The organism is Methanoculleus oceani (assembly GCF_023702065.1).
Lineage (GTDB): Archaea > Halobacteriota > Methanomicrobia > Methanomicrobiales > Methanoculleaceae > Methanoculleus > Methanoculleus oceani.
On record NZ_QFDM01000001.1, the window covers coordinates 70,514 to 95,134 of the forward strand.

Annotated in this window: 27 protein-coding genes and 1 tRNA gene; 14 read left to right on the forward strand and 14 right to left on the reverse strand. The window is 60.3% G+C overall.

Going from position 1 to position 24,621, the window contains the following annotated elements:
* Positions 1 to 74: 74 nt before the first annotated feature.
* Both DIC75_RS00345 and DIC75_RS00350 read left to right on the forward strand, forming a co-directional pair.
* On the forward strand, positions 75 to 1,523 hold the full coding sequence (locus tag DIC75_RS00345) for a CorA family divalent cation transporter (protein WP_250986030.1): 1,449 nt from the start codon (positions 75 to 77) through the stop codon (positions 1,521 to 1,523).
* Positions 1,524 to 1,607: 84 nt separating this feature from the next.
* Positions 1,608 to 2,255: a DUF3800 domain-containing protein gene (locus tag DIC75_RS00350; protein ID WP_250986031.1), complete on the forward strand. Its 648-nt coding sequence runs from the start codon at positions 1,608 to 1,610 to the stop codon at positions 2,253 to 2,255.
* 392 nt (positions 2,256 to 2,647) lie between these two features.
* Here the strand turns inward: DIC75_RS00350 and DIC75_RS00355 are convergent, their stop codons facing one another.
* The 3 genes from DIC75_RS00355 to DIC75_RS00365 form a co-directional block, all read right to left on the reverse strand.
* Entirely contained in the window at positions 2,648 to 2,794 is a 147-nt protein-coding gene (locus DIC75_RS00355) for a hypothetical protein (protein WP_250986032.1), read from the reverse strand.
* 196 nt (positions 2,795 to 2,990) lie between these two features.
* Entirely contained in the window at positions 2,991 to 3,719 is a 729-nt protein-coding gene (locus DIC75_RS00360) for a PEGA domain-containing protein (protein ID WP_250986033.1), read from the reverse strand.
* 504 nt (positions 3,720 to 4,223) lie between these two features.
* Positions 4,224 to 5,387 (reverse strand): epoxide hydrolase family protein, encoded by a 1,164-nt coding sequence (locus tag DIC75_RS00365; protein ID WP_250986034.1) that lies wholly within the window; start codon positions 5,385 to 5,387, stop codon positions 4,224 to 4,226.
* Between DIC75_RS00365 and DIC75_RS00370 the strand changes: the two genes are divergently transcribed.
* Entirely contained in the window at positions 5,367 to 5,552 is a 186-nt protein-coding gene (locus DIC75_RS00370; protein WP_250986035.1) for an ATP-binding protein, read from the forward strand. The genes DIC75_RS00365 and DIC75_RS00370 overlap by 21 nt on opposite strands.
* A 101-nt stretch (positions 5,553 to 5,653) precedes the next feature.
* Here the strand turns inward: DIC75_RS00370 and DIC75_RS00375 are convergent.
* From DIC75_RS00375 to DIC75_RS00385, 3 genes are all read right to left on the reverse strand, one after another.
* A tRNA-Asn gene (locus tag DIC75_RS00375) sits at positions 5,654 to 5,726 on the reverse strand.
* Between the two features lie 39 nt (positions 5,727 to 5,765).
* Positions 5,766 to 6,065, reverse strand: coding sequence for a hypothetical protein (locus tag DIC75_RS00380; RefSeq protein WP_250986036.1), 300 nt, complete (start codon positions 6,063 to 6,065; stop codon positions 5,766 to 5,768).
* A 35-nt stretch (positions 6,066 to 6,100) separates the two neighbouring features.
* Entirely contained in the window at positions 6,101 to 6,334 is a 234-nt protein-coding gene (locus DIC75_RS00385) for a hypothetical protein (RefSeq protein WP_250986037.1), read from the reverse strand.
* A gap of 59 nt (positions 6,335 to 6,393) precedes the next feature.
* Between DIC75_RS00385 and DIC75_RS00390 the strand changes: the two genes are divergently transcribed.
* From DIC75_RS00390 to DIC75_RS00405, 4 genes are read left to right on the forward strand one after another with little or no spacing between them, the layout of a single operon-like run.
* Positions 6,394 to 7,521 carry a M24 family metallopeptidase gene (locus tag DIC75_RS00390; RefSeq protein WP_250986038.1) on the forward strand — a complete coding sequence of 376 codons (1,128 nt, stop codon included), beginning with the start codon at positions 6,394 to 6,396 and terminating at the stop codon, positions 7,519 to 7,521.
* On the forward strand, positions 7,518 to 8,399 hold the full coding sequence (gene map / locus DIC75_RS00395) for a type II methionyl aminopeptidase (RefSeq protein WP_250986039.1): 882 nt from the start codon (positions 7,518 to 7,520) through the stop codon (positions 8,397 to 8,399). The genes DIC75_RS00390 and map overlap by 4 nt, the downstream gene beginning before the upstream one ends.
* Before the next feature lie 44 nt (positions 8,400 to 8,443).
* Positions 8,444 to 9,733, forward strand: coding sequence for an ATP-binding protein (locus DIC75_RS00400; RefSeq protein WP_250986040.1), 1,290 nt, complete (start codon positions 8,444 to 8,446; stop codon positions 9,731 to 9,733).
* 1 nt (position 9,734) lies between these two features.
* A complete protein-coding gene (locus DIC75_RS00405; protein ID WP_250986041.1) occupies positions 9,735 to 10,463 on the forward strand; it encodes an MBL fold metallo-hydrolase in 729 nt (242 codons plus the stop codon).
* 47 nt (positions 10,464 to 10,510) lie between these two features.
* Here DIC75_RS00405 and DIC75_RS00410 read toward each other — a convergent pair whose 3' ends face one another.
* A complete protein-coding gene (locus tag DIC75_RS00410) occupies positions 10,511 to 11,353 on the reverse strand; it encodes a class I SAM-dependent methyltransferase (RefSeq protein WP_250986042.1) in 843 nt (280 codons plus the stop codon).
* A gap of 147 nt (positions 11,354 to 11,500) precedes the next feature.
* On the opposite strand from DIC75_RS00410, the gene DIC75_RS00415 reads away from it, so the two are divergent.
* Positions 11,501 to 11,779 (forward strand): DNA-directed RNA polymerase subunit L, encoded by a 279-nt coding sequence (locus DIC75_RS00415; protein WP_250986043.1) that lies wholly within the window; start codon positions 11,501 to 11,503, stop codon positions 11,777 to 11,779.
* Positions 11,780 to 11,820: 41 nt separating this feature from the next.
* Entirely contained in the window at positions 11,821 to 12,453 is a 633-nt protein-coding gene (locus DIC75_RS00420; RefSeq protein ID WP_250986044.1) for a class I SAM-dependent methyltransferase, read from the forward strand.
* On the opposite strand, the gene DIC75_RS00425 is transcribed toward DIC75_RS00420, so the two are convergent.
* The 3 genes from DIC75_RS00425 to ilvC form a co-directional block, all read right to left on the reverse strand.
* The gene (locus DIC75_RS00425; RefSeq protein ID WP_250986045.1) at positions 12,434 to 13,051 is read right to left on the reverse strand and encodes a translation initiation factor IF-2 subunit beta; all 618 of its coding nucleotides are present in this window, start codon (positions 13,049 to 13,051) and stop codon (positions 12,434 to 12,436) included. The genes DIC75_RS00420 and DIC75_RS00425 overlap by 20 nt on opposite strands.
* 337 nt (positions 13,052 to 13,388) lie before the next feature.
* Positions 13,389 to 13,886, reverse strand: coding sequence for a flavodoxin family protein (locus DIC75_RS00430; RefSeq protein WP_250986046.1), 498 nt, complete (start codon positions 13,884 to 13,886; stop codon positions 13,389 to 13,391).
* Positions 13,887 to 13,941: 55 nt separating this feature from the next.
* Positions 13,942 to 14,931, reverse strand: a complete 990-nt coding sequence (gene ilvC / locus DIC75_RS00435; protein WP_284738333.1) for a ketol-acid reductoisomerase — start codon at positions 14,929 to 14,931, stop codon at positions 13,942 to 13,944.
* Positions 14,932 to 15,060: 129 nt separating this feature from the next.
* Between ilvC and mptA the strand changes: the two genes are divergently transcribed.
* From mptA to frhB, 5 genes are all read left to right on the forward strand, one after another.
* Entirely contained in the window at positions 15,061 to 16,002 is a 942-nt protein-coding gene (mptA, locus tag DIC75_RS00440) for a GTP cyclohydrolase MptA (protein WP_250986047.1), read from the forward strand.
* A 225-nt stretch (positions 16,003 to 16,227) separates the two neighbouring features.
* Entirely contained in the window at positions 16,228 to 17,595 is a 1,368-nt protein-coding gene (gene frhA / locus DIC75_RS00445; RefSeq protein WP_250986048.1) for a coenzyme F420 hydrogenase subunit alpha, read from the forward strand.
* 10 nt (positions 17,596 to 17,605) lie between these two features.
* Positions 17,606 to 18,166 carry a coenzyme F420-reducing hydrogenase, FrhD protein gene (frhD, locus tag DIC75_RS00450; RefSeq protein ID WP_250986049.1) on the forward strand — a complete coding sequence of 187 codons (561 nt, stop codon included), beginning with the start codon at positions 17,606 to 17,608 and terminating at the stop codon, positions 18,164 to 18,166.
* Positions 18,167 to 18,269: 103 nt separating this feature from the next.
* Entirely contained in the window at positions 18,270 to 19,031 is a 762-nt protein-coding gene (gene frhG / locus DIC75_RS00455) for a coenzyme F420 hydrogenase subunit gamma (RefSeq protein WP_250986050.1), read from the forward strand.
* A gap of 10 nt (positions 19,032 to 19,041) precedes the next feature.
* The gene (frhB, locus tag DIC75_RS00460; protein ID WP_250986051.1) at positions 19,042 to 19,929 is read left to right on the forward strand and encodes a coenzyme F420 hydrogenase subunit beta; all 888 of its coding nucleotides are present in this window, start codon (positions 19,042 to 19,044) and stop codon (positions 19,927 to 19,929) included.
* 344 nt (positions 19,930 to 20,273) lie between these two features.
* Here frhB and speD read toward each other — a convergent pair whose 3' ends face one another.
* From speD to DIC75_RS00480, 4 genes are all read right to left on the reverse strand, one after another.
* Positions 20,274 to 20,720: an S-adenosylmethionine decarboxylase gene (speD, locus tag DIC75_RS00465; protein ID WP_250986052.1), complete on the reverse strand. Its 447-nt coding sequence runs from the start codon at positions 20,718 to 20,720 to the stop codon at positions 20,274 to 20,276.
* 557 nt (positions 20,721 to 21,277) lie between these two features.
* Positions 21,278 to 21,427, reverse strand: a complete 150-nt coding sequence (locus tag DIC75_RS00470; protein ID WP_250986053.1) for a C2H2-type zinc finger protein — start codon at positions 21,425 to 21,427, stop codon at positions 21,278 to 21,280.
* A complete protein-coding gene (locus DIC75_RS00475; protein ID WP_250986054.1) occupies positions 21,420 to 22,019 on the reverse strand; it encodes a DNA polymerase ligase N-terminal domain-containing protein in 600 nt (199 codons plus the stop codon). The genes DIC75_RS00470 and DIC75_RS00475 overlap by 8 nt, the downstream gene beginning before the upstream one ends.
* Before the next feature lie 40 nt (positions 22,020 to 22,059).
* Positions 22,060 to 24,393, reverse strand: a complete 2,334-nt coding sequence (locus DIC75_RS00480) for an ATP-binding protein (protein ID WP_250986055.1) — start codon at positions 24,391 to 24,393, stop codon at positions 22,060 to 22,062.
* Between the last annotated feature and the right edge of the window lie 228 nt (positions 24,394 to 24,621).

The following is a 24,621-nucleotide window of genomic DNA, read 5'->3' on the forward strand; positions in this document are numbered from 1 at the left end:
TCCCACCTGCTATATACGGGAAAGGCGTATACCCGGTGACGCCGGGATCTGCGGGGCCGGCTTCTGGTGGCGGTATGGAACAGGCTGCAGGAAAGACCCGACAGGAGAGGAAGGCAGATTTCAGGGATCTCGTCTACCGCATCCTCTCCGACGGCCTGATGATCTTCCTCGGCCTGGTGATGGCCCCAATCGTCATCATACCCCTCCTGGTCCCAACCCTCTCCCAACCGGTCGTTGAGTTCCTCAATATGGCCGATACCACGATCATCGCCATCTTCGTCCTCGAATACGTCCTCAAACTGGCCCTTGCAGAGGACCCGGTGAGCCACTTCCTGGACCCCTGGCATCTCCTCGATCTCGTCATCATCACGCTCCCGGTCCTCGAGGTGGTGCCGATTGCCGGTTCGACCCTCGCGAGGTCTTCCCCCACGCTCCGGCTCCTCCGGGTGGTCCGGGTGGCGGCGGCCGGCGGAAGATCGGTTGAGCGGATCGAGCCGGAGATTGCCGTCCCGGGGCCTGCGGCACCGGCATTCTCGACGATGCGGATCCGGGGGAGGGTGGGGGATTCCGGAGACGGCGAGAGGGAGTTTACCCCCGCCGAGGTGAAGAGGTATCTTGACGACCCCTCGGTCGAGGCCTGGTTCGATCTCTCCGGCGCTTCAAGGCTGGATTTCCCGGTGCTCTCGGAGATCCTCGATCTACCCGCCGTCTTCTTCGAGAGCCGGCTGATGAGACCGTCGCACCCCGGGATTACGTTTGCCGACACGACCCGGCTCATCTTCGTGCAGGAGCCGGAACGGACGCTCCGCGTTCAAAACGGGGTGCGGATCCCGGTCGTGACGAACATCGGGCTCATTATCGTGAACCGGAGCAGGACGATCATCACCGTCTCGAAAGCAGAAGACCGCTTCTTCGGACCGATCCGGGCAGGACTCTACGGGAGCGCCCTCGCCGGCGTGCCCCTGGACACCCGGGTCCTCTACGGCTCCCTTGATGGGATCAACGAGAACTACGCCCGGATCCTCGCGGAGCTGGAGGCCGAACTGATGCGGCTTGAGGGTACCCCCAACAACGAGATGCCGAAGGACTTCCTCGATACCGTCTTCCAGCTCAAGCGGGTGAGCAGCGTTCTGGCTTCAAGCCTCTTCCACCAGAGGGAGGTGACGACGATCATCGCGAGGGACCTCCCCTCTACGAAATCACGGGCAGGAGAGAAGAGCATCTTCGACGCGCTCGCGAACGAGACGGACTACCTGCACGAGAGCGCCGGGAACATCCGGGAAGGCCTCCTTTCCCTGATCGACGTCCACATCAACACCGTCTCCTACGAGATGAACCGGGCGATGCGGGTGATCGCCGTCCTCTCGGCACTCGTGCTGATCCCGACCCTGATCGGGCAGGTACTCGGGACGAACATCCTCGGCACCCCCTTCAGCCTCCACATCTGGCAGGTGACCGCCTGGACGATCATCTCGATGCTCGTGGTCGGCTGGGTCTTCTACAAACTGGGATGGCTGAGGTGAGCACTGCCAGCACCGCTGTCCATGATATCCACCTCACTTCCTTTTTCGCATTGTTTATGACCATAACGACCCATTATGTATTGCGTGAGAGTATACGTCGATGAATCCGGCGATCTCGGATTTGGACCACGGGCATCTCAGTATTTTGTTCTTGCAGCCATTGTAGTCCGAGACGATCAGAAGATTCGGCGGTGCTTTAAGAAGATCCGGCAGAGAAAACTCAAGAAATCTCTCAGGGATCTGCCCGAGTTCAAGTTCAACAACACGAAAGGGCTAATAAAAGACCCGATTTTACAATGCATCGCCGATTGCGATCTCGACATCACGTATGCGGTGCTCCGTAAGAATCAGGTGCACAGCAGGTTGAGGGATAAACAGCAGATCATCTACAATTATCTTACAGGATCCCTCATCTCCAAGATTGCTCATCAGTATGCGACCGAAGGACACATTTATGTCTGCATCGACAAATCGACATACAGCCTGGAGCGGGATCATTTCGACGACTATCTCACGTATCGCATGTTCGACGATGGTGCCCCCAATGCAACATCGTTCGATCAGCTCGCCATAGAGCATCTCGACTCTCGAACGGAACCATGTATACAGGCTGCAGACTTCGTGGCAGGCGCAGTCCATCAGATGTATCGGGAAAACGATGAGACTTACTACAGGATTATTGAACCCAGAATCGCGATTGCCCTCGACTTTTTCCAGGGGCGACAGAAGTGAAAGGGTGAACCCTTCCCTACTTTGTCCCACCTACCTCATGGTAGCCTCATTCGTTTCGGGAAGGACTTACTCACTATGCATATACAATGTATAATTGAATATAAAATTATGCACAGGCCACGGCAATAACCTGGGGTCTGCAATCTTGAACCATGCTGCTTTTCTCACATAAGTATTGGACAGAGAAGTGCCTGTTTACCGTGCCGACTGCTTTGCAGGATCTGTTACCTATCATCAGTACGGCCCGATAAACGAGGAGCCGGGATCCTCTTACCAGCAGATGCTGCTTCCACGCACCCCTTCCCACACAGGATTTTCGGCGCACATTCTCGACGGTAAGTGTGACCAGAACCCCGCCATCCTGATCCAGGACCCCCCGCCTCACGGCAGCGCTACCGCGTAAACTCCTTCTCGATCCGCACGCGCCGCCCGAGTTTCGCCTCGTACCACTCCTGCTGCTTCAAGGCCTGCTTTATGCTCCTGATACGGTGGCGGACTCGCGTCCCCGTCGCCGCATCGATCAGTACCAGCCTCGGCATCTCGATCTCCCCATCGATGCATGGAGCTCGACTTCAGGGGTTACGAAGGTTTCCTTTCGGGATCGGCCTACGCACCGACCGAACATCGGATGGTGAGCAACAACGAAGCACTGGCTGGAATTAAATGTTCCGTGTTGTCAGAATGGGCCCCTATCATCAAAAAGAGACGTTGTCTCCCTGCATTAACTTCTCGTCACTACGAAATATAATAATAGTCGGTCTGATACGGGTGAACTATTACTTGCTGGACAAACGAACCATAATTCCCATTTGTAACCAAAAATTCATGGCTCCCAGCAGGCAGCGTTATTGATAAACTGTTTTGGTGACCATGAAGTGTCCCTCGTAGAGTACCATCGACATAGATTTCTGCACCGATTGCATATGGGCTACTCTCCTCAATATTTATACATACCATACCCTCTCCTGAAACCTGTGGAGGAACAGTTGGTTTTGGTGTTGGAATTTCATACAAAAACACGTTCACCTTCTGAGATTCACCTGGTAAAACGGATACAGTTTTAGTATCTTCATGATATCCAGATCTCTTTGCTGTCACTGTATGAGTTCCAGCCGGAACCGAAATTTCTAGGTTTGATTTGCGCCCATAATATATCCCGTCAACATAGACTGATGGGGCTTGCACATTTGAAGAGATAATCAGAGTGCCTGGTAGAGCAGCCATTTCTGAATAAACTACCATCTGAGCATTGGGAGTAATGTTTATAGATCGATTATAAGTCTCATACCCATGTTTTGATATTGTTATCGTATGGAGGCCGCTAGAGAGTTCTAATTCGGTAGCTACCTTGTCTCGGCACGTTGCTGCATATTCACCATCAACGCGTACAATCGCTCCAACAATCGGGGATTCAATTCTCAGTCTACCAAATGATTGAGTTATCGGGTTCTCGGAATCGACCACATTTTCACGGTTGGTATCCGACTGGTTTTGAGTTGCCGCTACATCTTGTAATTTCACCGTATCGCTGCTTGATGTTGTTGTACACCCACAAGAGCAAGTGAATACTACTAGTATGAAAGTTACTAGGAGGTAGGGTTTTTTTATTTCCGAATACTCCTTTTTTATTTTTAACCTTGAGCCAGATCTCCAACGTCTTGTGCAAATCACCTAGAAACACCGTACAGTATGTTTGAGGGGACCACTGAAAATGAAGGTTACGATCCGTACATATTTTAAGCAGAACAATTTCCTATTATTAATGAACGCTATCTTATCTGTCCGTGACCTGATCCCTACCTTTGGCAGACAAGAAAAATCAGTCTGATAATTCGATTTTTGAATTATGTTTTCATAACTCGTTTAGAGACTGTTTTCTTTAATAATTCCCTTTCTGCAATGAAAAATAATGATCTTAGTTTGATTCATCAATCCCGATCATCGGGCACTATTCTCACGTTCACTCCACTACGTCGGATGCTCACGGAGCGGCCGGAAGAACGCCCGGATATCCCGGGCCATGAGTTCCGGGACCTCCATCGGCGCAAAGTGGCCGCCGCGCTCGAGCACCGTCCATCGCCGGATATCTTTGAGGTTGCGCTCCGCATACTCCCGCGGGGGAACCGGGTCGATATCCTTCGGGGGGAGCGCGAGTCCCACCTGGACGTCGACCCTTTGATCCGGTGCAAGCGAGGGCGAGACCCACTCCTCGCGGTAGCTGATGTTCCTGACCGAGGGAACGCTCGTCCAGTAGAGCATGACATTGGTCAGCAGCTCGTCTTTGCTGAAACGCCGCTCGACATCCCCGTCGCAGTCGCTCCAGGAGCGGAACTTCTCGACGATCCAGGCAGCGTAGCCGGCAGGCGAGTCGTTCAGCCCGTAGGCGAGGGTCTGCGGTTTTGTGCCCTGAAGGACTGCATACACACCCTCGGAAAAACCCCACGCCTGTGATTGCGAGAGGTACTCCCGCTCCGCATCCGAGAGACCCGGGAAGTTCGCCATCAGGATGGGGAAGCCGATGTCGGTGAGGTGGAGGCCGACGATCGATTCCGGGTGGTGCACGCCCAGGAGCTGCGAGAGCGGACTTCCGCCGTCCCCGCCGCCGGCGCCGAAACGCTCGTACCCGAGTTCTTCGGTCATCAGCCGCCAGGTTAACTCCGCCATCTTTGCGAGCGGCCGTGCCGTGTCCGATCGCGACATCCCCGGATCGCCGATCAGCGAGGGCACGACGACAGTGAACGAGTCGGCGGGATCGCCGCCGAAGCGAGCCGGATCGGTCAGCATCGGGATCAGTTTGAGGTAGCGGCAGATCGAGTCCGGCCAGCCGTGGAAGAGGATGAGCGGCATCGGATCCGGCCCCTTACCGCGCTCGTGGATGAACCGGAGCTCCGTCCCGTCGATATTGGCGGCGTAGTGGGCGAACCGGTTCAACTCCGCTTCGCGGGCCCGCCAGTCGTATTCGTGCAGCCAGTAGTCGGCGAGCTCCTTCATGTAACTCAGGTTCGTGCCGTAGCCCCAGTCCGCACCCTCGACCTCGTCGGGCCAGCGGGTGCGTGCAAGGCGGCGGTGCAGGTCTCGGTCGAGGACACCGGTCCGGGTGTGCCGGACGAGGTGAAGGAGAAACTCTTCCACCGGTTCGAACGGGGCATGGCACGGGGGAAAGGCGAAGGCCTCGGGCTTTTCATCGTCCGGACGCTGGTGGAGCGCTACGGCGGGAAGGTCCGCGTCGAGGACCGGGTGCCCGGCCGGCCGGAGGAAGGGGCGGCGTTCCGGTTCACGCTCAGAATTGCCGCGTAACTTCACGGTTCTCTGTGGCAGGAGCGGTTAGCCTGCCGATGGAGAGACGTCTGAAAAGATGTAGCCAAAATCGGGGAGAAGAATCGAGGACGAATACGAAACGCCGCCAACAGGACTCGAACCTGTGACATGCTGGTTAACAGCCAGCCACTCTACCAACTGAGTTATGGCGGCACCGGAACAAGTGCTCTATAATGTCTCGCCTGAATCGTATTAAACATTACGGGAATTCTCTTTCCGCATAGCCTGCAAAAGATCGATCAGTTCGTCGACCCCGCCCTCGAGATCGGAAAGAAGGTCGGCCGCGAGCGGCGTCGCCACCGCACCGGCCGGGGAAGCGCGGATATACCCCTCCTGTTCGAGTATCCGCAGCGAGTAACGGACCCGGTGGTAGGGGAGATCCAGGATCTCGGAGAGCTTCATGATCCCGATGGGCTGGTGCTCCACGACCGCCCGGATCACCTCGAGGTGCCTTGAGACGAGTTCGATCTCGGATTTGAGTTTTGCGAGCATTTCATCCGCCCTCAGGTAAGGTGGGTTCACGTGCGTTACGGCTGTTCCTGCAGCCAGGCCTTCGTCAGGGTGTAATGCTTCCGGAACGAGACGGAGAAGGCCACCCCGACGGCGAGGAGGAGGATGCCGATCACGAGGCCGGGGGTTCCTTCTGGCGCGAACCGGAAGAGGACGAAGGCCGCCATGGCGAAACAGAGGACGATGATGTTCAGCATGACCGTCAGTATGACAAACCTGCCCTTGAAAGCCTGTCTGGTTGCCTCATCCATTATTCATACTTGAACGCGGTGGTAAAAGTACTTGTGGTTTCAACGAAAGAGCTGGTATCATGAACGGACTGGATTCGGCTATCCGGGATGCCGGAGCAGCAGCATACGCGGCATACGGATCGTCTGCGGATGCCAACGTACGCTACCTGACCCGGTTCCGCACCACCGACCCCGTGGTCTACGTCCAGAGGCCGGGCGAGCGCGGGATGATCGTCGTCTCGCAGATGGAGCACGAACGTGCGGTCCGTGAATCGGTTGCGGCGGTCGTCACCCGCGCCGATGCCGGGTATCTCGAGTACATCAAGGCCGGAGAGCCGCGCTGGCGGGCGACCGCCCACATGATCGCGGACCTCGCCGGCGGCCCCGTCCTCGTCCCGGCAACCTTCCCGCTCGCCCTCGCCCGGGAACTCGAGTCGTTCCACCCGATCGTGCTCGATGCCGGGGCGGTCGAGGGGATGCGGGCGGTCAAGACACCGGAGGAGATCGAGTGGATCCGGGCCGCACAGCGGGCCACCGAGGCCGCGATGGAGCATGGGATCGCGCTCATCCGCACCTCCGTCCCGAAGGGGGGCATCCTTCACCGGGAAGGCCTGCCCCTCACCTCCGAGGCCGTCCGCGCGGAGATGCACGCCTACCTCCTCGCCCAGGGATACCACGGGGTCGACACCATCGTCTCCTGCGGTCCCGACACCGCCCTCCCGCACAGCCCCGGTACGGGGCCGCTCCGGGAGGACGAGCCTATCGTCATCGACATCTACCCGCAGGACGACCTCTCCGGCTACCACGCCGACATGACCCGGACGGTGGTGAAGGGCGAGCCGACCCCGGAAGTCCGGGAGATGTACGACGCCGTCCGGGACGCAAAGGCTCTCGGCATATCGATGGTCCGTGCCGGGGCCGTCGGCGCCGACCTTTATCGTGCGGTGGTGGAGTTCTTCCGCGACCGCGGCTACGAGAGCAACATGCAGGGGTTCACCCACAGCCTCGGCCACGGCGTCGGGCTCGAGGTGCACGAGGAGCCGTCGCTCGGACCCCAGGGAGGGGTGCTTTGTGCCGGCAACGTCGTCACCATCGAGCCCGGGCTCTACTACTCCGGGACCGGCGGCGTCCGCCTGGAGGATATGGGCGCGGTGACAGAGACCGGATTTGACCGGTTCACCCAATACGAAGAGGAGCTCACGTTATGATCATGGATGATGAAGTCTACGACGCCTACCGGGAAGCAGGGGCGCTGGCACGAAGGGTGCTCCGCCGGGGTGCGGGGCTCGTGAAGGAGGGGGCAGGCCTCCTCGATATGGTCGAAGAGACGGAAACGATGGTGACGGAGGAGGGAGCGCTTCTTGCCTTCCCCTTGAACGTCTCCTTCAACGAGGCCGCGGCCCATGACACCGCCATGCCCGGCGACGAGCGGACGTTTGCCCGGGGCGACCTCATCAAGGTCGACCTCGGGATACATGTCGACGGCTACATCGCCGACACCGCCATGACCGTCGACCTCGGGGATCACGGGGCGCTCGTCGAGGCGTCCCGGGCGGCCCTCGAGGCGGCGATCGCCGCCGTCCGCCCCGGGGTCGCCACCGGGGAACTCGGGACGGCCATCCAGACGACGATCGAGGAGCATGGCTACCGACCGGTCGCAAACCTCACCGGGCACGGCCTCGACCGTTACAACCTTCACGCGAAGCCCACCATCCCGAACGTCGCCATGACCGGCGGGGCCGTCATCGAGGAAGGAATGGTCTTTGCGATCGAGCCCTTCGCCACCACGGGGTCGGGGAGGGTCGGCGAAGCGACGCGCGTGGAGATCTACCGGCAGGTCGCGGCCCGCCCCACCCGCCTGCCGTCGGCAAAGCGGGTTCTTGAAGCGGCACGGCCGCGGCGTGGGCTCCCGTTCTCCCGCCGATGGGTCCCGGGAGACAAGGTCGAGATCGGGCTTTCCGCGCTGGTTCGGGCGGGGATCCTCCATCCCTTCCCGATGCTGCACGACGTACCGGGATCGTTCGTCTCGCAGGCCGAGCACACCCTGATCGTCACGGAGGGGGGGTGCGAGGTCACCACCCGGTGAGTTACGCTTATTGACACCGCATGCCAATATGTCTGCTCATAGATATGACCATTGAAGCGGGTACGCGTGACGTCCTCACCATCATGGAACTCCTGCTCACCGCGGAGATATTCAACCGGAACGAGGATCTCGGCATCAACGACCTTCATCCGCGCTGCCGGGAGTTCTTCAGCGCCGGGAGCGGCGGCAGTTCCGAGGTGAAGCGACCCCTGATCGTGAGCGAGGGGGCGATCAAGAAGGTGTTCGGCAGCCCGGACGCCGTCTGCCAGGCTGTTCGCGCAAACCCGTTCGTCGGCTACGACGAGTTCGGGCAGCGCCTGAGCCTGCCCTCGCTCGACGCGGCGGCAGGATGGTTCCTCAAGAAGGGCGGGCAGGAGAGGGTCGGGGAGAACCCCGTGCTCGCATACTTCTTCGAGGGGAAGGACGGCGTCGCCGTCCGGTACCAGGAAGTTCGGGCGAAGAGCCCCCGGTTCGAGGACACGAAGGAGTACATGGAGGCGAAGGTATCCCGGCTCATCGCCGGGAGCGAGGAGATGCGGGAAGCCCGTGACCTCATCATCATCAGCGCCCCGAACGAGGTCGAGTTTTCGCTCGCAAAACTGGTCTGCACCCCGCGGCAGGAGGAGATCATCAAAAAGATCGGCGTCGCCCTCGAGCACCGGGGATTCTTAAAAGAGCACGGCATCTACGAGTTCGGCCGGCTCCTCTTTGTCGGCCCTCCCGGCACCGGGAAGACCTCGCTTGCGCTCGCGATGTCGCGGGAACTCCACATGCCGGTGCTCGAGGTCCGTCTCGCGATGGTCACCTCCCAGTACCTGGGCGAGACCTCGAAGAACATCGACCGGATCTTCGACCTAGCGAAGAAACTCGCCCCCTGCATTCTCTTCATCGACGAGTTCGACTTCGTGGCGAAGACCCGGGTCAGCGACGATCACGGCGCGATGAAGCGCGCGGTGAACATGCTCTTAAAGAACATCGACCAGATCAGTTTCGTCAAAAACGGCGTTCTCCTCATCGGGGCGACGAACCACCCCCGTATCCTCGACGAGGCGGCCTGGCGGCGATTCGACGAGGTGGTGGAGTTCCCGCTCCCCGACCAGGCGATGCGGCAGGCGATCCTCGAGAAGGTCGCCGCCACCATCGAGTGCGAGTGCGACTTCGCGGACCTCGCCGCCCGGACGGAGGGGTTCTCGGGCTCCGACCTCCGGATGATGATGAAGGAGGCGGTGATGTCGGCGCTGATGGAGGACCGGCACCGGGTCGACCCGGTGGACATCGAACAGGGCCTCCTCAGGGTCGAGGAGCGCAACATCATCCGCGGCATCGGATACTGATATGCAGATCACGCTGCTCGGGACCGGCGACGCCATCGGGACGCCGAAGGTGGGGTGCGACTGCGAGAACTGCCGGGCGATGACGGCGGCGGGGAGATCAAGGCTCCGGACATCCCTCCTCGTCGAGACGGGAGGAAAGCACATTCTTATTGAGTCGTCGCCGGACCTCCGGCAGCAGCTCCTCCGGGCCTGCTCCCCCCGCATCGACGCCGTCCTCTGGTCCCACGGCCACTACGACCATTTCATCGGCTTTGGAGAGTTCTACCGGGTGCAGAAGGTGCCGCCGGCCTATGCGCCGCCGCCGGTGATGGACTACTGCTCCGGCTACCTCCACTTTCTGCCGTTCGAGAAGCACCCGGTCCCGGTGTATGAACCGTTCGACCTCTTCGGGGTCACCTTCACGTTCTTTGAAGTGAACCACCCCCCGGTCTACACCTGCGGCCTCCTGATGGAGCACGACGGCGTCACGGTCGCCTACACCGCCGACACGCGGGAGGATATCCCGGAAGAGAGCCGGGACCTCCTTTCCGGCACCGATATCGACCTCCTCTTCGTGGACGCCATCGCTCCCGAGGGCTACGCCATCAGCAAGCACATGAACTACGCCGAGGCCGTTCGGTTCGCCCGCGACGTCGGGGCGAAAGACTACCGGTGCGTCCACATGAGCCACATGGTCCCGCCGGACATGCCGCACGCGGGATACGATATGGAGACGTTCTGCTGGGAGTAGGCCGGGGAAAGCCCTCCTACCCGTTCCTCCCGGTTGAAAAGAGGAATTTATTCATTTCTTGCGACGTAGAACGTGACCATCCCGCTCGTCCCGGCCCCGTCGTCCGGCAGGAGGTTTTCGTGCCGAGAGACGACGTTAAAACCCTGCTTGTTAAGGATGGGCTCCAGATCCTCCGGACGGTAGTAGTGTGTCCAGAAACGATATACCGCCGGCGGGTCCGATTCCGAGCAGACAGTATGTTGCTGGAGAATGACGCTCGCCTCTTCATAATGGAACGTCTCCGAAAGGGCAAGGTAGGGTGCGTTCTTCCAGAACCCGGCCTCGGCGGCTTCCCAGGATCTGCCGGGAACCTTCATCGTGTCGGGCGCTTTGGGGTTGAGGGTATCAAAGACGAACAGCCCGCCCGGTTTAAGAGCGCGATGGATCTTCTTCAGCAGCCGCGTCCGGTCTTCGGGAGCGAGCACGTCGAAGTCGCAGAAGATCATCATCGCCAGGTCGAACCGGCACTCGAAGTCCATGTCCAGGTAGTTCTGGTGAATGTAGTCGATCTTCAGGTCTCTCCGGGCCGCCTCCCGTCTCGCATAGGCAACAGATCGTTCTGAATAGTCTACGCCGGTCACCAGATGGCCATGTTCTGCCAGCACCTCGCAGTACAGGCCCGGGCCGCACCCGAGGTCCAGTATCGTATTCTGTCCGTCGTGCAGGTGCGTCTCTATCCACTGCACGGTTCTCCGGACGGTATCTTTCTTCCTGCTTGCTGCATCGGTTTCCTGGCTGAGATGCATCTCCAGAAGATGCCCGGAGATGTGATCGTCCTCCCACATGCTTGCATTGCCCGCCTCAAAAAGAGGGGGGCGTTTTGTTACGTAGGGGATATTCGATATCTGCATGGTATTCTCCGTTCTCGTAAGGTGGCATTTTCAGTGGCTTCTTTTTTCCGCCCTGAATAACAGAACCGGGGTGCCGGGGGAGTCCGGCACCCCGCCCCACCCATACCTATAATCCCTCCCGGGACCAAACATAGGGTGCGTATGGCCATGAAACTCAAACTCCTGGAGCTGACTGACGACAGGGCCCGGATCCTCTTTGAGGGCGAAGGGAAGACCTACATAAACGCGCTCGCCGCCGAACTCATCAACGATCCCGAAGTGGACGTGGCGCAGCACAGACAGGTATTCCTGTTCGCAGACCCCGAACTGGTCGTCACCACGATCGGCGGCCGGGCCCCTCTTCTTGCAATCACGGACGCGGCAAAGCGGCTCTCCGGCGTAGCCGGCGAACTCCTCCGGCAGGTGGAAGCCCTCGATACCGCATAGACGGGAACCCGCACGAGGCGGGAACCCCCAACGAGGTGGTTATGAAAAAGAGCGCCGAAGGCTTCACCCGGATTGCCCGGGAAGTCTTTGCCCCCATCTACCCCGTCATCGCAGAGCAGGTGCTCGCGTGGTCCGGGATACGGGACGGCATCTGCCTTGACCTCGGGAGCGGTCCCGGCCTCCTCTCCGTCGCGCTCGTAGAGAAGAGCGATCTTTTCGTCATCGCGCTCGACACCGATCCGGCAATGGCCCGGATTGCCCAGAAGACCGCCGCCGGATTCCCGGACCGGGTGGTCCCGATCACCGGCGACGTTCACTGCATGCCGATGCGGGACAACTCCGTCTCGCTCGTCGTCAGCCGCGGCTCGGTCTATTTCTGGGAAGACCGGGCGCGAGCATTCCGGGAGATCGAGCGGGTACTCCGGCCCGGCGGCGTCGCGTTCGTCGGCGGCAGCTTCGGGACCCCCACGCTCCGGGAGACGATCTTTACCGAGATGCGGCGGCGAAACCCCGACTGGGACCGGGACGTCGCCCGGCGGAGCGGGCGGGCGACCCCGGACGTGCTCCGCCGGGAAATCAGCCGGAGCGGTGTCGCCCACGCCCGTATCAGGGAAGAAGAAGAGGGGATGTGGGTGGAGATCCGGAAAGGCACGATCAGTCGGCCCGCTCGGTGAAGATGATCGTCCCGGCGATCCGGGTGATCTTCACCTTCACCGTCTGACCCGGCTTTGCGTTCGCGACATACATCGTGTAGCGGTCGATCTTCACCACGCCGTCGCCGCGCTTCGAAAGGAACTGCGGGGTGACGTCCATGATGGCGCCCTCGACCGGTTTTGCCGCTGCAGAGGGGTCCACCGTCGCTTTCCGCTTCCGGACCGGCCGGTGGCCGCCGCAGGCGTCGCACCGGAGCGTCAGGACCCGCTCGGTCTTGACCAGGCGGGTGTCGGGCTTTCCGCACTCCGAACAGATGACGTAGTCGTCGACGTAGCCTTTGATGATCGTGTTGATCTGCTCCTGCTCGAACTTCCCCGAGAAGACGGCCCGCGTCCCCTCGATCTTGCCGGCGGTGCCGAGCTCCCCGAGGAGGTGCTTCATCAGGTGGTCCTGGTCGCGCCGGAGGATGCCCGCAATCTCGGCGAAGTTCTCGAGAACCGTGGTCTTCCCCTCGACGAAGGCACGGGCGACGGGAACCGTGAACCGATCCTCAAACTCCGTCGGCTCCGTGATATTGGTATACGCCTCCTTCAGGAGGTCTTCATATGACGGGGTCATACCCCACTATTGGTCGCGCGACGTCAAAAAGTGAGTACCTCATCCGGGGCTTGCGCACGATCATGCAGGCGGGCAGCCCGCCGGTTTTGCAGTATGTTACCGGCTCAGGACCATGCATTGCTGCGAAAAATCCCCGGACGCGACCCGACCGACGTCGAGCGTGCCCGTTTTGAAAACCTCTGGAGCGAACGCTGCAGTTACCGGCCCACGAAAGCCCTCCTCAAGACACTGCCCACGACCGGGAGCGGGATGCTGCTCGGGCCGACGACGCCGCAGTCATGCGGTTCAGCGACACCTGTGCCCTCGCTACCGGGATGGGGAGCCGCAACCACCCGGGTTACGTGGATCCGTACGACGGTGCCGCGAGCGGGCGGACGAGCCCGACCAGGGACTCCACCGCCTCCGGCTTTCGCACCTCCCGCGCCGTGAGCGCGACCGCACCCCGGACGTCGGCGCCCCGGTCTGCAAGCATCGCCGTCATCGTATCGAGAGCCTTCCTCGGTGCCCCGCCCGAGGTGCAGAAGACGACCGCGGCCTTCCCCTCGATGCCCTTCAGGGCGGCGACGGCGGCGTTGACCGCAGGGGTAGGGTTCCCCGCCCACACGGGAGTTCCGACGACGACGGCGTCGTAGCCGGAGACGTCGATGGCGGCGGGTTCGATAGCGGCGAGCTCCCTTCGCATGGCTCGCGGAGCTCCTTTCAGGTACATCCCCACCTTCGAGTAGCCCGCAAGGTCTTTTACTTCGATGAGATCGCCTCCGGTCGCAGCAGCGACCTGCTCGGCCACGATCCGGGTGTTGCCGGTCTCCGAGTGATAGATGATGCAGACGGACATACCGGAGATTACCACCGGCGGGTATAAACGGGTATCGGCCAAAAAGAGAGGGTGTTTACTTCCGGAACTGCGGCATGAATCCGCGGAGTTCCTTGCCCACCTCTTCGATCAGGTGCTCCTCGTCCGCCCTCGTCAGCGCATTGAAGACCGGCCGGTTCACCATATTCTCAAGCATCCACTCCCGGGCGAACTCGCCGTTCTGGATCTCCTCGAGGACCTCCTGCATCGCCGCGTAGGTCTCCGGCCCGATGACGCGCGGCCCCCGTGTCAGGTCGCCGTACTGGGCGGTGTTGCTGATCGAGTCGCGCATCTTCGTAAACCCGCCCTCGTAGATCAGGTCGACGATGAGCTTCGTCTCGTGCAGGACTTCGAGGTAGGCCATCTCGGGCGCGTACCCGGCGTCCACCAGGGTCTCGAACCCGGCCTTGATGAGCGAGGTAATCCCGCCGCAGAGGACCGCCTGCTCGCCGAAGAGGTCGGTTTCGGTCTCCTCGGCAAACGTCGTCTCGAGCACGACCGCGCGGGTCGCACCGATCCCCCGGGCGTAGGCAAGCGCGATGGCGTGCGCCTTGCCCGTGTGGTCCTGGTGGATGGCGATGAGGGCCGGGACGCCCTTCCCTTCCTCGTAGGTCCGGCGGACCATGTGGCCGGGCCCCTTCGGGGCGACCATGATCACGTCGACGGTGGGTGGGGGGACGATCTGGCCGTAGTGGATGTTGAACCCGTGCGAGAACATCAGGCAGGCGTTCTCTCTGATATTGGGGCTGATCTCGGTGCGGTAGACAGCCGCCTGGTTCTCGTCGGGAAGGAGGATCTGGATGATATCGGCACGCTTGACCGCTTCCGCAACGGAATAGACCTCCAGACCGTCTTCGGATGCTCTCTGCCAGCTGCTGCCGGGCCGCAGGCCGATGATGACCTGACAGCCGGAATCACGTAGGTTCAGCGCCTGTCCGCGTCCCTGGGATCCATAGCCGATGACGGCGATGGTCTTGCCCTCCAGGGTGCGGGGGTCTGCATCGGACTCGTAGTATTTTTGCACCATAGGTTCTCACTCCCGGTTGGACAGCAAACCTGATAAATATTATATCGCAGAACTTCACTGCACCAGTGAGGTTCATTTTAAGGTTGATGAAGAGAAACCTTACTCTCTATACGCTATTGAGGATTTGTGATGGAACTGCCAGATGTCCAGTCCAGCCTGCCGGAGGTCCGTATCAACCTGACCAGGGTGGGTGTGAAGAACGTCCAAAAACTCGTTGAAGTCGCCCGACCCGGCAAGCGGCCGGTCATTTTCATCTCCAGATTCGACGTCTTCGTCGACCTGCCGGGAAGTCTCAAAGGTGCGAACCTCTCCCGGAACTTCGAGGTGATCGATGACGTGCTGCAGCAGGCCATCGACGGAGATGTAGAGGAGATCGAGGAACTTTGCAGCGCGGTGGCGAGGAAACTCCTCGACCGGCACGAGTATGCGGAGAGAACCGAGGTCCGGATGCAGAGCAAGTTCATGGTCCGGCGGGAGACGCCGATCAGCGAGACCGGTTGTCATGAGGTCGTAAACGTCCACGCGAGCGCGATAGCCCAGCGGAACGAAGGGAACCCGATCATCCGAAAGAGCATCGGCGCCGAAGTGACCGGGATGACCGCCTGCCCCTGCGCCCAGAACATCATGAAGGACCATGCCCTGCATGTCCTCGAGAACCTCGGCATGGCGGAGGAGAAGATCGAGGCGTTCTTCGACGAGGTGCCGATGGCCACGCACAACCAGCGCGGCCGGGGTTTCCTCTGCATCGAGATCGACGACGATCAGCATATCAGCCTCGAGAAGATCATCAAGATCCTGAAGGATTCCATGAGTGCACGCATCTACGAGCTCCTCAAGCGGGGCGACGAGAGTTACGTGGTGATGGAAGCCCACAAGAACCCGCGGTTCGTCGAAGACTGTGTCCGTGAAATGGCCCGCAAAGTGATCGCGCAGTTCCGGGATCTGCCCGGGGATTCCGTGGTCACCATAAAACAGACGAACGAGGAGAGTATCCACCAGCACAACGCCTACGCGGAACGAAAGGCGACGATAGCAGAGCTCATCGCGGAGATGGACGAGGGCACACTATAAACGGAATATTATTTTACCTTTTTTATAGATAGTTAACACATTTTAATATTTCTTGTTACGTCTTGCGTAAATCGTAATATTCCGAAAAATTCCTGAGCGAAAGATATAAACTCTGTTTTCTTCATATTCCTTGTTGACGTACTCATGTACGTTTTCAGTACAGAATTGTGTGGTAACACCAGTATAGTGTTCAGAACATCATAATATCGGAATGAGGCGATATATTTGTCGAAAGTTGTAGAGATTTCCCCAACAACGAGACATGAAGGCCATTCAAAGCTCGTTCTGAAGGTCAACGATGACGGCATCATCGAGCGTGGAGACTGGCTCAGCATCACCCCGGTGAGGGGAGTCGAGAAACTCGCCATCGGCAAGACGATGGAGCAGGTTCCGAAGATCGCATCACGCGTCTGCGGTATCTGTCCTATCGCGCACACCCTGGCGGGTGTCGAGGCGATGGAGGCATCCATCGGGTGCGAGATCCCCGAGGACGCAAAGCTGCTGCGTTACATCCTGCAGTGTGCCAACAGGATGCACAGCCACGCCATCCACAACATCCTGTCCCTCCCGGACATGTACCTTCCCGGAACCGACGTAAAGATCAACCCGTTCACCAAGGAAGAACCGGTCAGGAGCGTCGCTCTCCGGATCCAGCGGCTCCGTGAGATCGGCCAGACCATCGGCGAGATCGTCGGCGGAGAAGCAATCCACCCGAGCAACCCCCGCGTCGGCGGTATGTACAAGAACATCACCCCGCGTGCCAAGGCGAAGATCTACGATCTCGCAAAGGAATCCCGGGTGCTCGCGCAGGAGCAGATGGAGTTCATGATCGCGATCTTCCGGAACTACCAGAAGCGCGACTGGGCTGAAGTCGGCGGCGTCGAAGTCCCGATCCCGAAGGACCTCGGCTACCACAACCAGGGCTACATGGCCACGGCGCCGGTCTACGGCAGCTCGAGCCTCGACGAGACCCCGATGTGGTTCCCCGAGCGGTTCACCGAAGTCCGCCCCTGGGACTGGTACATGGGCGAAGTCGAGATCGACGAGGCCGACCCGAACTACCCGATCGGCGGCACCACCCCCGTAGGTACCAAGGCCTGGCCCCAGATGGAGGCCTGCACCGGCGTCCCGCTCTATGACGGCCAGCCGGTCGAGGTCGGACCGCGTGCACGTCAGGCAATCTTCAAGAACTACGATGAGAAGGGCACCATCGGCCTGCAGATCGCACGCCAGATGGAGTTCCCCGAGACCGCCTACGGCATCATCGACGCGCTCGACGCGCTCGACACCTCCGGATCGGTGCTCGCCGACGAGATCCCGCAGGGTGACGGCTCCCTCGGATGGGCCGCGAACGAAGCGCCCCGTGGAACCGACGTCCACCTTGCCAAGGTCAAGGACGGCCGGGTGCAGTATTACGGGATGCTCGTCCCGACCACCTGGAACTTCCCCACCTGCAGCCGTGCACTGACCGGTGCACCCTGGCGGCTCGCGGAAGTCGTTATGCGTGGATACGACCCCTGCGTCTCCTGTGCGACGCACATGCTGGTGATCGACGAAGACAAGAGACTGGTGGCCCAGAAACTCATTCAGTGAGCGTACACGCATGCTATTCCGTGAGATCGTGATCGCAGGATGCGGCAACCCCCTCTACGGAGACGACGGGTTCGGTCCTGCAGTCGTCGAAGAACTCCAGAAGCTACAACTGCCCGACAACGTCAAGGTAGTCGATGCCGGCCTTGGCGCCCCTCACTTCCTCTTTACGCTGATGGAAGATGCGGAGGTGCCGGTGAAGAAGCTGATCATCATCGATATCGCCGATTTCGGCGCCAACCCCGGTGATGTGACGAAGCTCCGGCCCGAAGACCTGCCGCCGGGCGCCTACCGGGATGCCCATTCGTGGGACCTTTCCGAGCCACTGCAGCGATTAAAAGACATCATCGATATCACGATCATCGGGTGCCAGCCCAAGCGTGTCGCGAGCCATGAGTTTGAACTGGGGCTCACTGAGGAGGTTGAGGAGGCCATTCCCAAAACAGTGCGAATCGTACTGGAGGAGATTGGGGTAGAATATGGGGCTGCTATCAACCATCAAGGAACGCATCTTTGGGCGTCGCCGGGAGAAACCACCGGAGATGCCGGGAAGAAACCCGGAGAGCAGGCCTGAGGCGAAGCCTGCGGCGAGCGAGCTGCAGACGAAGCCCGCGGTGAAGCCCTCTGATGTGATTGAAAACGAAAAGGTGGAAGTTGTACAAAAGGAGGAAAAGCCTGTGGCAGAAAAGATTTCGATAGGTGAATTACACCTGAGCGGATGTACGGGATGCCTCGTGACGCTTGCGGATAACTACGAGGGTCTCTTCAAGCTGCTCGATGATTACGCGGACCTGGTCTACGCGTTGACCCTGGTCGACGTGCGCCACGTCCCCGAGATGGACGTGTGCCTGGTAGAGGGGTCGTGCTGTCTGAACGACAAGATCTCGGTAGAGGAACTGAAGGAAGCAAGGGAGAAGTCGAAGGTGCTCGTCGCCTACGGCGCCTGCGCAGCCTACGGCAACATCACCCGGTTCTGCCGTGGTGGCCAGTGGAACCAGCCCGGTCACGAAGCGTTCGTGCCGATCAGCGAGGTCGTCGATGTCGACCTCTACATCCCGTCATGTCCCCCGTGCCCGCAGCAGGTCAGAAACGTCGCCGTCATGGCCTACCTGCTGCTTCGGGGCAACGACGAACAGAAGAACCTCGCGACCGCCTACCTGACGCCGCTGATGCAGCTTGCACAGCGCGGCAACGAGGCCTGCGGCTGCGACCTGATGTATGACGTCATCAACCAGGGTCTCTGCATGGGATGCGGAACCTGCGCCGGCACCTGCCCGGTCCGTGCCATCACCATGGAATACGGCAAGCCGAACGTGAACCGCGACCAGTGCATCAAGTGCGGCGCCTGCTACGCGCAGTGCCCGCGGAGCTGGTTCAACTTCGACGTCATGAACAACTATGAGGGCATCATGGATGCCATCAAGGGAGCCATGCAGTGAGGTGAGAAAGATGGACGTACTCGGTAACTACAAGTCCGCTATCTCGGCACGCTCGACCGACAGGGACATCACAAAGAAGTCCCAGGACGGCGGCATCATCACGACGCTCTTTGCCTATGCGCTCGAAGAAGGCATCATCGACGGTGCCATCGTTGCGGGCCCAGGCGACGAGCCCTGGAAGCCGGAGCCCATGGTCGCGACCACGAAGGCCGAACTCCTGGCTGCTGCCGGAACGCGCTACAACATCAGCCCGAACCTCTACCTGATCAAGGAGGCGACCCGCAGTTACGGCCTTGACAGGGTCGGTATCGTCGGTGTGCCCTGCCAGATCCAGGCTGTCCGGAAGGCCCAGCTCTACCCGATCGGCCTGCGCGATGTCGACGACAAGATCGCTCTTGCGCTCGGCATCTACTGTATGGAGAACCTCTCCTACCAGGCGCTCGAAGCGATCGTCGAGGACCACTGCAACCAGAAGATGGAGTCCGTCAAGAAGATGGACATCGGCAAGGGCAAGTTCACGGTCTACACCGAACGCGGTGCAGTCAGCCAGATGCCCCTGAAGCTGATCCACAAGTACGTGCAGCCCGGCTGCAACGTCTGCCTGGACTACGTCGCGAACCTCGCCGACATCTCCAGCGGTTCCGTGGGCAGCCCCGACGGCTGGAGCACGGTCTTCGTGCGGAGCATGAAAGGCAACGCCGTCTGGGACGGCGCCATGGCCGCCGGTCTCTTCGAGACGAAGCCGATGGACCAGGTCAAGCCCGGCCTCGACCTCGTGAAGAAGCTCGCAACCGAGAAGATCACGAAGAACCAGAAGAACGTGGATGCACGTAAGACTGTGGGCCTCAAGGCGGACGGAACCCCCAAGGGTCTCCGGAACCCCTACGAGTCCCCCTGAAACACTTTTTTTTCGGTCGGTTCGGCCTCCCCTCAATCGAATATCGCCGTTAACTGAGTTCTGCCGGGTTTACGTGAAACCGTCGTCCAACCCCGGTCAAGCTGCCCAGGCCGTCACGGATTGGGCATATCACCATGCAGCGGACCGTGCAGGGTTTTACAGAATAGACTCGTCTGGATTATCCAGCCGGGTATACAGACCCGGAGGTCGGGGCTATATCTATCAGGAAAAATCGAGGGTGGGGGCCGCCCCGCCGTAGTTTCCGATTATGTCGGTGGGAGATGGCAGCGGCTCTCTGCTGTTATACATTCCCTTGAAGCGTTTGCCGGGTGCCGTGTTCGTATTCAGTCCCTGAACAGTACCTGGTAGGTTGCCGATTCTGCTCCAAAAAAGTTCCTGCAAAACTCTGCTGCCTTGGAAGGCTCGTATTCCTTGCAGCTGAAGATATCGAGGTAGGCTGCATTGGTCTCGTTCGCGAAGTGACCGGAGACCAGCGATGTCTCGATGAGCTGGGTCATGGAGAATCCTGCGACCCTCTCACAGGGGCCGAAGTGAATGATCTGCGGTTCGCCGAACCTCTTCATATCGATAAGGTCGCACAGTTCGATGATGAACCGGTGAATCTTCTCCGCGTCCCTGATCGATGCCGGGTCGCATCCCTTCAAATCCACACTCGTGTACAGTCCCCAACAACCGCGCTGCTTGAACTGTGCAACGATCTCTGCGTCGCTTACGGTCTCTGCCATAACGTTGTTTGCCGCAACGTTGTTTGTCATTACTTTACTAGCCATGATCTCACCTTCGAGAGGAACTCTGATCGATTGATCTCTGTAGTTTTTGATAGTTCAGATTTTAAACTTATCCATTATACTAATGAGAAATAGCCGTTATTTCCCGGTTACACAAGAGCAATCCCTGCGTATCCGAAATTCTACGACGTAATCTTGACCGATTTTGAAATTGGTGACTTTGCGTGGCCTATCTGCCCCAGAGTATGCAGAGATCCGAGATAAAATCATACTTGGTATGATTATATCCTGGCGCCAGATTTTTTCCGGGGCCCCTGCTCCGGGGTTTCGTGACGTATCGGGACCGTAAAAATTAACTCTTTTTTCGCTACTGTTTCCAGATTTCTTTTCAGGAGTGAAAAACCATTAAGTCGGGGTTTGAAAATATCCACTCCCGTACCAGCCAGTACCCCGACCGAAAGGCAGTCGGGCGATGACTACGGGACCCCCCCTCCGGGGTCCGGAGATCGGGCATCTCCACCACCCGACGCGCATCACCTGTCCCTCCACCGGGCACCCGGCCGGGGACTCGTAAAGAGACCCGCCGCAGGCGGGTGCCCTCACCGGACCACCGGGGGGCGCCGGTGCGCACGCCGGACGTGGGCGTGGAGATCTTCGAGCGTTGGATACTGCCTGCCGCAGACCGGGCAGATGAACTCGCCCGTCTCCACAAAATCAGGGACCCTTCTCCTCCGGGGAGGTTCACCCATCCTGATCCCTCCCGGCCGCAATCTCCTCGAGCGTCCGGTCGGAGACGACCGACCGCGGTTCCGTCGCGACCGGGTTTCTGCCGGGGTCCGCCTCGGCATCGTCCATCTTCACGAGGAGCCAGGCCTCGCCCTTCCCGGTCCTGAAGCGGGTGAGCGCATACCCGCCCCGGACCTTCTCCCCCTCGAGCCGGAAGGAGACGTGACCCCGGCCGAGGGCCTCGGCGACCCCGATCTTACGCCCCTCCTTCTCTGTGAGGTTCCGGTAGGTCCCCCGGTCCCAGACGAGAACCGTCCCGGCCCCGTAACTCCCCTCGGGGATGACACCCTCGAAGCCGGCGTAGTCGAGGGGGTGGTCTTCGGTGGGGACGGCGAGGCGCTTCTCCTTCGGGTCGAGAGACGGCCCTTTCGGAACCGCCCAGGACTTCAGCACCCCATCGGCTTCCAGGCGGAAGTCGTAGTGAAGCGTGGTCGCGTCGTGCTTCTGGATGACGAAGATAGGATGGGAGGTCGCCTCCCGTTCCCCCGGAGGCTCCGGCGTCCGGGAGAAATTCCTCTTCTCGCGATACTCATCGAGCGTATCCGGTCCTGCCATACGGGAACTCCGGCGGTACCGGGGATAAGGATTGCCCCCGTCACAACTTCCGGCCGGACGCAGGGACGATCCGGACGTTCATCTTCTCCGAGCCGATGATCAGGATACCCTCTCCCGGCTGGAAGTTGAGAAGGTCTTTTTCGCTCACCTCGAAGAACTTGGCGTTCTCCTGGGCCTGCTTCTTGTTCTCCGACCGCATGCAGAACTTCACGGCGATGTTCGCCAGGATCTCCTCGTTGAAGTGGGCGATCAACTGGGACGCAAGGATCAGCGAGACCCCGAACTTCCGCATCTCGGTGGCGTACTTGTTTAAGACCGCCTTGATCGCCGTCTTCGATCCGCTCTTCTGGCTCACCAGGAGTTTCGCCTCGTCGACGATGACAAAGAGCCGGAACTTCGCCCGGTCATCCTCCGTCCCCCGCGGGATCTCGCCCGTCGCCTGGAGGGTGTAGTAGATCCGCCGGAGGAAGAGGTCCGCAAAGAGGTAGCGCAGATTCTCCGGGAGGGCGTTTAAATTGATATGGGTGATCCCGCCGGAGAGGATCGTGGGAAGGGAAATCTTCTCCTCCCCCGAGAAGAGTTTGTAGTCGAAGATGTCCTCGAGGTAGGCCGGGATCGCCTCGTCCTCACAGCCCATGATCTCGCCCTCGATATCGTCGAAATCGAGCACCCGCGTCCAGGTCTCGGTGTTCCCCGTGATCCCCGACATCCGGTAGCAGTCCTTGATGATGTTCTTGATCTTTCGGCGCTGCTGGATGCCGAGGGTCGGGAAGTTGATGGAGATGGCATCGACGAAGTCCGAGGTGGCCCGGAGCGGGGTGATCTCGTCGATGGAGGGATCGAGCTCCAGCGGGTTGAAGTAGTACTGCCCGCCCTCGCGGATCTTGTAGGACCGGATGTCCCCCGTGCTCGCGGCCATGTCCCCGTGGAAGTCGATCAGGACGACCGGCATCGCCTTCGTCGCAAGCTCCGAGGCGATGCACCGGATCGTCTCGGTCTTGCCGGCGCCCGAGCCGCCGAGGATGATCATGTGGCCGTTGTTGAGCAGTCCCGGCGACCAGTCGACCTGCCGCCCGTCCGGGGCGTGGCCGAGGAAGATGTCGAGTCCGCCGGCGCGGGGAACGACTGGCCGAAGGGCAGGAGTTCGAGAAGCCGTCGGGCTTCGAGGAACAGAATTTGAGGAGGCCGCAGACGACGGCACGGACGGGATCGACTCTTTCTCCTCTTCTTCCTCCTCTTCCTCATCGTCGGCGAAGAGGGGTTCGTCCCACTCGTCCTCCTCCACCCCCTCTTCGGCCTGAGGCATGGGCGTTGCGGCCGCGCTCTCCTCGAAGACGATAAAGGGCTCTTCACGGAGAGGGGGGAGAGGCTCCGTTGCCGGAGCCGGCCGCTCTATGGCGATTTTTTCAGCAACCTCGGCCATCAGCTCCCGCCCGAGGTCGCGGAGGCGCGCTTCGTAGAGGTTCCGGTCCTTGACGATGAAACGGGCGAGGTCGACCCCGTCGTCCTCGCGCACCCCCTCGAGGACGTAGATCGCGTCGGTGAGCAGGGAGAGCACCCGCACCAGCTCGCGGCGGTGAGCCGGCGAGGCCCGGATACGGTCGTAGTCCTCACCGCAGGCGAGGTAACGCAGAACGGTGAACGTCGAGTAGAACGACTCGAGGAGCATGTCATAGTGCTCCCGGACCCCCGGGTCGATCCGTTCAAGCATCCCCTTGAGGATGTACGCAAACTCCGGTGGAAAGGTATAGACGACGCCGTCGGCCCTGGACCCGTCGAGATCGTAGGCGTAGGCAAGGACCGCGCACCCGGCGGCCTTGAGCCGGGCGGCGAACCGCTCGCACTCGGTAAAGAGGCCGGGACTGTTGTTGAGGAGAAAACTGACGAACGTCTCTTCGGTGCGGGGAAGCGTGGATGGGAAGGTCTTGTTGATAAACGACCCCTTTACGGTCCCCGCGAGAAGGGCCGGGACGACCTCGTGGATCTCGCGGGCCAGTCCCCGGATATCCAGCGCCCGGAGCCGCGCCTCCATCAGCGGCCGGGCTATCGCTTCTCCGGTAGAGGTCGCCCTGATCACCGTCGTGCCGTGCCAGGAAGTGGACGCGATGAGGTCGACCTGCCTGAGCGCGAAGAGCGGTCCCGACGTATAAGCGTAACAACTCTGTTCGACCACGCCCTCCCCTTCCCCCCGGGACGACGCGCTGTTCTGGGCGATATAGATGTAGAGAAGCGTCTCGACGATGTCGCGGACCTCCTGCAGCCGGAAGTCCCGCAGGTATTCGATGACGGCGGGAGGGAACGACTCCACCAGGGTACGGACCCCGGCATCTGCATAGCCCATCGCTTTGAGTGCTTCGGTAAGGTCTGTTGACACGGATTCACCAGCGGGTGCGTTCTCGTGGCGCCGGGGTCTTCCGGGCAGGTGGCGACACGGTACGCTGCACGGTACCGCTGCACGCGATGCGGGCCTGCGGGCAGCCGCATTGGTGAAGCAGGCGGTTGGGAATAGATTTGCTCTCCGACCTATTAAACATAGGCAGTTTGGAGAAAACCGGCCGCATCCGGCAGAATGCTCCCGATACGGGAGAGCCGGGGGAGACAT

Bases quoted from the DNA above. Each gene is read 5' to 3' on its own strand.
- DIC75_RS00345 (WP_250986030.1), top strand. From the start codon at position 75: ATGGAACAGGCTGCAGGAAAGACCCGACAGGAGAGGAAGGCAGATTTC.
- DIC75_RS00355 (WP_250986032.1), bottom strand. From the start codon at position 2,794: ATGCCGAGGCTGGTACTGATCGATGCGGCGACGGGGACGCGAGTCCGC.
- DIC75_RS00380 (WP_250986036.1), bottom strand. From the start codon at position 6,065: ATGCTCGCAAAACTCAAATCCGAGATCGAACTCGTCTCAAGGCACCTC.
- DIC75_RS00385 (WP_250986037.1), bottom strand. From the start codon at position 6,334: ATGGATGAGGCAACCAGACAGGCTTTCAAGGGCAGGTTTGTCATACTG.
- DIC75_RS00390 (WP_250986038.1), top strand. From the start codon at position 6,394: ATGAACGGACTGGATTCGGCTATCCGGGATGCCGGAGCAGCAGCATAC.
- map (WP_250986039.1), top strand. From the start codon at position 7,518: ATGATCATGGATGATGAAGTCTACGACGCCTACCGGGAAGCAGGGGCG.
- DIC75_RS00400 (WP_250986040.1), top strand. From the start codon at position 8,444: ATGACCATTGAAGCGGGTACGCGTGACGTCCTCACCATCATGGAACTC.
- DIC75_RS00405 (WP_250986041.1), top strand. From the start codon at position 9,735: ATGCAGATCACGCTGCTCGGGACCGGCGACGCCATCGGGACGCCGAAG.
- DIC75_RS00410 (WP_250986042.1), bottom strand. From the start codon at position 11,353: ATGCAGATATCGAATATCCCCTACGTAACAAAACGCCCCCCTCTTTTT.
- DIC75_RS00415 (WP_250986043.1), top strand. From the start codon at position 11,501: ATGAAACTCAAACTCCTGGAGCTGACTGACGACAGGGCCCGGATCCTC.
- DIC75_RS00420 (WP_250986044.1), top strand. From the start codon at position 11,821: ATGAAAAAGAGCGCCGAAGGCTTCACCCGGATTGCCCGGGAAGTCTTT.
- DIC75_RS00425 (WP_250986045.1), bottom strand. From the start codon at position 13,051: ATGACCCCGTCATATGAAGACCTCCTGAAGGAGGCGTATACCAATATC.
- DIC75_RS00430 (WP_250986046.1), bottom strand. From the start codon at position 13,886: ATGTCCGTCTGCATCATCTATCACTCGGAGACCGGCAACACCCGGATC.
- ilvC (WP_284738333.1), bottom strand. From the start codon at position 14,931: ATGGTGCAAAAATACTACGAGTCCGATGCAGACCCCCGCACCCTGGAG.
- mptA (WP_250986047.1), top strand. From the start codon at position 15,061: ATGGAACTGCCAGATGTCCAGTCCAGCCTGCCGGAGGTCCGTATCAAC.
- frhD (WP_250986049.1), top strand. From the start codon at position 17,606: ATGCTATTCCGTGAGATCGTGATCGCAGGATGCGGCAACCCCCTCTAC.
- frhB (WP_250986051.1), top strand. From the start codon at position 19,042: ATGGACGTACTCGGTAACTACAAGTCCGCTATCTCGGCACGCTCGACC.
- speD (WP_250986052.1), bottom strand. From the start codon at position 20,720: ATGGCTAGTAAAGTAATGACAAACAACGTTGCGGCAAACAACGTTATG.
- DIC75_RS00470 (WP_250986053.1), bottom strand. From the start codon at position 21,427: ATGGGTGAACCTCCCCGGAGGAGAAGGGTCCCTGATTTTGTGGAGACG.
- DIC75_RS00475 (WP_250986054.1), bottom strand. From the start codon at position 22,019: ATGGCAGGACCGGATACGCTCGATGAGTATCGCGAGAAGAGGAATTTC.